Origin of the sequence: Nocardiopsis sp. TNDT3, from assembly GCF_003427465.1 — a bacterium.
GTDB classification, from domain to species: domain Bacteria; phylum Actinomycetota; class Actinomycetes; order Streptosporangiales; family Streptosporangiaceae; genus Nocardiopsis; species Nocardiopsis dassonvillei.
Map to the genome: position 1 here is coordinate 1 of NZ_QPFC01000210.1, position 5084 is coordinate 5084.

Here is a 5084-nt window from a genome sequence, read left to right on the forward strand (position 1 = left end):
GCGGCCGAGGACGGCGATCACGGTGGGGGTGAGGGTCCGCAGAAGGGCCTCATCCATGGCGGGTCACTCCGTGATGGTCGGGGGCGCGGTCAGGAACGGGCGCACCTCCAGCCACTCGTGGATCGGCTTCCCGCCCGCCCCGGGTGCGGCCGACAGCTCCCCGGCCAGTTCGACGGCCCGCTCGTAGGTCTCGACGTCGATCACCATCCAGCCGGCGATCAGGTCCTTGGTCTCGGGGAACGGGCCGTCGGTGACCGGCGGCCGTCCCTCGCCGTCGTAGCGGACGAACGCGCCCTCCGGGGAGAGCGCCTGGCCGTCGACGAACTCGCCGGTGCCCTCCAGCCGGTCGGCGAAGTCCCGCATGTACCGCATGTGAGCCGAGACCTCCTCCGGCGTCCACTGGTCCATGGGCACGTCGTTGACCGGTGCCGGTGCGCCTCGGTAGTGCTTGAGCAGCAGGTACTTGGCCATGATGTCCTCCGTGGGTCGCTCTCGTGGCCCCTGCGGGCCGGGTGCGGTGCGGCCCGTCGCGGGCCGTGTTCACTCCGGGGACGGAGCCGCGCGCGGGTTCTCGACATCCCGCGGTGACTTTTTTCCGACGGATTTCACGGTGTCCGCTTCCTCCACTGTGCCGCAGGACCGCGGACGGGCGCGGGAAGCCGCTTCTCGTCGCGTGCGTCGGCCCTGCCGTCAGCTGAAGCCGGGAGCACCGCGAAGGTCCCCGCCGCCTCGGGGAGCGGTCCGCGACGGCGGGGGGGAACGGTCGGCGGCCTCACTCCAGGACCGCCACCGACCCCCGTTCCACCAGGCGCACGGGCAGCCGCACGGCGGCGCCTGGGCCCTCCACGAGCAGGTTCATGATCCGCTCCCCCAGTACCTCGCGCTCCACGGCGATCGTGGTCAGGCCGGGGTCCAGCAGGGCCGAGGTGGGCAGGTCGTCGTGGCCCACCACGCTGACGTCGCGCCCCACGCGCAGGCCCAGGGAGCGGGCGGCGTCGTAGACGGCGGCGCTCAGGTGGTCGGAGTTGACGACCAGGGCGCGGTGCCCGGGGCGCGCCATCATCTCCGCGGACCTGCGGGCCACCGCCTCGTAGTCCAGGGGTCCGCGTGCCACCGAACCGGCCACCCCGTGCTCGGCGCAGTGGCGTTGGAAGGCCTCCTCGCGCCCCCAGTCGGCGGCCAGGTGCTCGGGGGCCATCAGCAGCGTGGCCTCGCGGTGGCCCCGCTGCGCCAGGTGCGCCACGGCCCGGGCGACGGCCTCCTCGTCGTCGGGGCCGGCCGTGGACAGGCGGCTGGCGGCGCCCTCCCGGTCGGGTTCGGGTGTGCAGTTGAAGGCCACCACCGGAACGTGGGAGTGGCGGTCCATCCACTCCAGGAGGCGGTCGCGCCGCCCGATGGGCGCGATGGCGATCCCGGCGACCGCCTCGGCGGCGAGCCTGCGCAGCGCGGCGCTCTCCCGCTCCTGGTCGTAGTCCGAGCTCATGATCAGCAGGAGCGCCCCCTCGCGGTGCGCGACGGTCTCCATGCCGCGCAGCACGTCCAGGAAGAAGGGGTTGCGCATGTTGCGGATCACCACGCCGTAGGCGGAGCGCCGACCAGTGCGCAGCGCCCGGGCCCGGCCGTCGGCCTGGTAGTCGAGTTCCGCGGCGATCCGGCGGACCCGCTCGGCGGTCGCGGCGGCCACGCGGCCGGTGCCGTTGAGGGCGAAGCTGGCCTGGGCGACCGAGACGCCCGCCCCCGCCGCGACGTCCCGCAGGGTCGCGCGCTTGGTCGGTTCAGGCATGGCTCTCCTCGGGGGGCTGTGACCGTGGACTCGAAAGTACCGCGCGCCCGCTCGGGGCGGGCACCGCCGGGTCGAGGGCGCGGGACGCTGTTCCACCGGTGTTCGGCCTCCGGTCACCGTTTGCGAAACAACAGGTCACCGCACTGATTAATCGTTTAATCACGCACTTCCGCACAGCGGTGTCCGGCGGGCACCGCTGACCCCGAACCCGGAGTCCCCATGACCCTCACCCGCGGACGCGGCGTCCTGAGCGCCGCCGCGATCACCTCCGTCCTCGCCATGACCGCCTGCGGCAACGCCGACCTGCCCCCGGCCGCGGCCACCGGCGACGGCGGCACCGTCATCACCTACAACTCCCCCGCCGAGTGGGGCAACTACGGCGAGGTCCTGGCCGCCTTCACCGAGCGGACCGGGATCCAGGCCCCCAACGACCCGAAGAACTCCGGGCAGGCCCTGGCCGCGCTCCAGGCCGAGAAGGGCGCGCCCGTCGCCGACGTCGCCTACACCGGCATCGCCTTCGCCGGACAGCTCGTGGAGGCCGGGGTCCTGCAGTCCTACGTGCCCGAGGGCGCGGAGGAGGTCCCCGAGGACCTGCGCGATCCCGACGGGAACTGGACGGCCGTCCACACCGGCACCATCGCCTTCATCGTCAACGAGGACCACCTGGACGGCGCGCCCGTGCCGAGCAGCTGGGAGGACCTCCTCGACCCCGCCTACGAGGGCAAGGTCGGCTACCTCGACCCCACCCAGGCGGCCGTGGGCTACTCCGCCGCGACGGCGGTCAACCACGCGCTCGGCGGCGACCTGACCGACTGGGGGCCGGGTCTGGACTACCTGGCCGAGCTGAAGGAGAACGGCGCCTCCACCTCCGCCCAGACCGCCACCGCCAAGGTCGCCCAGGGCGAGATCCCCATCCTCATCGACACCGACTTCAACGGCTACAAGCTCCGCGACGAGGGCGCCGACGTCAGCGTCGTCATCCCCGAGGAGGGATCGCTGCAGATCCCCTACATCGTCGGCCTGGTCGAGGGCGCCCCCAACGCCGACAACGGCAGGGAGCTGCTGGACTTCTACTTCTCCGAGCAGGGCCAGGGCCTCTTCGCGGACGGTTACATGCGCCCGGTGGTCGGCCAGATGCCCGAGGAGCTCGCCGACCGGGTCCTGCCCGAGTCCGACTACGAGCGCGCGATCACCATCGACTACCTCGAACAGGGCGAGCGGCAGCAGGAGTTCATCGACCTGTACCAGAGCGAGGTCGGCTTCTAGTGTCCCCCGGTACCGCGCGCGTGCGCCGCGGCACACCGCCCCCGTGGTCCGCGGCGCTCCCGGCGCTCACCCTCGTCTGCCTGTTCAGCGCCTACCCGGTCGCGGTGCTGGTGGCCAACTCCCTGGGCCTGGGCCGGTCCCCGGCCGACGGGGGCCCCACCCTGGAGCACTACGCCGACGCCCTGTCCTCGGCGGCCGTGCGCGAGTCGCTGGCCGCGTCGGCGCTGGTCGCCGGGGTGGCGGTCCTGGCCACGCTCGTGATCGCCGTCCCCGTCGTCCTGCACCAGGCACGGCAGGACCGTGCCGGGGGCGGCGGGGCCGCCACCGACGCCCTGCTCACCCTGCCCATCGCCCTGCCCGGCATCATCATCGGGTTCTTCGCGATCGTGCTCAACGGCAGGACCGGGCTGCTCGCGCCGCTGTGGGAGGGCTTCGCGGGGCTGGCCTACACCCTGCCCGGCCTGCTCGTGGCCTACGTCTACTTCTCGCTGCCCCGGGTCCTGGGGCCGCTGCGTGCCGCCGCGGCCGGGCTTGCGCCCTCGCTCACCGAGAGCGCCCGCACCCTGGGCGCCTCCAGGGTGCGGGTGCTGTTCACGGTCACCCTGCCCCTGCTGCTGCCCGCGCTCATCGAGACCGGGGGCACGGCGGCGGCGATCGCCCTGGGCGGGTACGGCACGGTCGCCACGCTCTCGGAGGGGATCCGCCTGCTCCCGCTCAACGTCGCCAACGAACTGACCACCGGCTACCGCCTGGCCGCCTCCTCCACCCTGGCGGTGCTGCTGGCGGCCATGGCCGTCGCCGCGCTGGTCCTCGGCCGCGGCCTGGGCCGCCTGGTCGGACGGGCGGTGGCCTCGTGAACCGCGTCGTCACCTGGGCCGTCTGCGCCTTCGTCCTCGTCCCGATCCTGGCGACCCTGGTGGTGGCCACCAGCGTCGACTTCTCCCAGGGCCCCTGGGGCGGCGGGTTCACGCTGGACTGGTTCGCGTACTCCTGGCCCCCGCTGGCTCCCGTCATCGGCCGCAGCCTGGCCGTGGCGGCGCTGGTGGTGGTGCTCAACCTCGCCCTGGGCGGTCCGCTGGCCTGGTGGGTGGCCCGCCACCCCTCGCCGCTGACCCGGCTGACGGGGTACCTGGTCAACGTGCCCCTGGCCGTGCCGGGCATCGCGTTGAGCGTCGCCCTGGTGAGCGCCTACGCGGCGCTGCGCCCCAGCGGGCTGCTGCTGGTCATGGGCCACGTGGTGTTCACGCTGCCCTTCACCCTGGCCGCCCTGGTGCCCGCGCTGGCCGACGACGACCTGCGCCTCAACGAGCAGGTCGCCCGCAGCCTGGGGGCCGGACCGGCCAGGGTGCTGGCCACGGTCACCGTCCCCAGCTGCCTCATCGCCATCACCCAGGCGATGACGATGGTCTTCGCCCTGTCCTTCGGCGAGTTCAACATCTCCTTCTTCGTCAATCCGCCCGCCACGCCCACCGTGCCGTTCGCCCTGTTCGACTCCTACTCCACCCAGAGGCTCGAACCCGCGTCCGCGCAGTCGATCATCTTCATCGCCTTCGTCGCCCCGGTGCTGACGGCCATCGTGCTGGCCCGGCGGCACGCCCTGAGGAGCACTCCGTGACCGATCTCCGTGAACCCGGGACCCGCGCGTCCGACCCCGCCGCTCCCACGCCCGACGACGCCGCCCGCGCGTCCGGCCTCACCGTGTCCGACCTGACCATCCGCTACGGAGACACCGAGGCCGTCCGGGGGGTGTCGATGGAGGTGCTGCCCGACGAGACCGTGGCCGTCGTGGGCCCCTCCGGCTGCGGCAAGAGCAGCACCCTGCGCGCGGTGGCGGGGCTCACCCCGGTCGCCGAAGGGGGCATCGGCCTCGGTGGACGCGACATCACGCACCTGGACCCGGCCCGCCGGGGCGTGGGCCTGGTCCCGCAGAACTACGCGGTGTTCCCGCACCTGAGCGTGGCGGGCAACATCGCCTACGGCCTGCGCGCCCGGCGGCTCCCCGCCGACCGCAGGCGCCGCCGGGTCGCCGAGATGC

At 73.5% G+C, this 5084-nt stretch carries 6 protein-coding genes; 4 read left to right on the top strand and 2 right to left on the bottom strand.

Going from position 1 to position 5084, the window contains the following annotated elements; genetic code table 11:
- Window positions 1-63: 63 nt before the first annotated feature.
- Both DQW06_RS05680 and DQW06_RS05685 read right to left on the bottom strand, forming a co-directional pair.
- The gene (locus DQW06_RS05680) at window positions 64-471 is read right to left on the bottom strand and encodes a YciI family protein (RefSeq protein WP_013152949.1); all 408 of its coding nucleotides are present in this window, start codon (window positions 469-471) and stop codon (window positions 64-66) included.
- A gap of 301 nt (window positions 472-772) precedes the next feature.
- Window positions 773-1783: a LacI family DNA-binding transcriptional regulator gene (locus DQW06_RS05685; protein WP_117198095.1), complete on the bottom strand. Its 1011-nt coding sequence runs from the start codon at window positions 1781-1783 to the stop codon at window positions 773-775.
- Window positions 1784-2002: 219 nt separating this feature from the next.
- On the opposite strand from DQW06_RS05685, the gene DQW06_RS05690 reads away from it, so the two are divergent.
- The 4 genes from DQW06_RS05690 to DQW06_RS05705 all read left to right on the top strand — a co-directional run.
- On the top strand, window positions 2003-3049 hold the full coding sequence (locus DQW06_RS05690; protein ID WP_013152947.1) for an ABC transporter substrate-binding protein: 1047 nt from the start codon (window positions 2003-2005) through the stop codon (window positions 3047-3049).
- On the top strand, window positions 3049-3906 hold the full coding sequence (locus DQW06_RS05695) for an ABC transporter permease subunit (protein WP_013152946.1): 858 nt from the start codon (window positions 3049-3051) through the stop codon (window positions 3904-3906). The genes DQW06_RS05690 and DQW06_RS05695 overlap by 1 nt, the downstream gene beginning before the upstream one ends.
- Window positions 3903-4664, top strand: a complete 762-nt coding sequence (locus tag DQW06_RS05700) for an ABC transporter permease (RefSeq protein WP_117198096.1) — start codon at window positions 3903-3905, stop codon at window positions 4662-4664. Before DQW06_RS05695 ends, DQW06_RS05700 begins: the two co-directional genes overlap by 4 nt.
- Window positions 4661-5084: ATP-binding cassette domain-containing protein (locus DQW06_RS05705; protein WP_157983352.1), on the top strand; the 424-nt coding region annotated here is incomplete at its 3' end. The genes DQW06_RS05700 and DQW06_RS05705, both read left to right, overlap by 4 nt.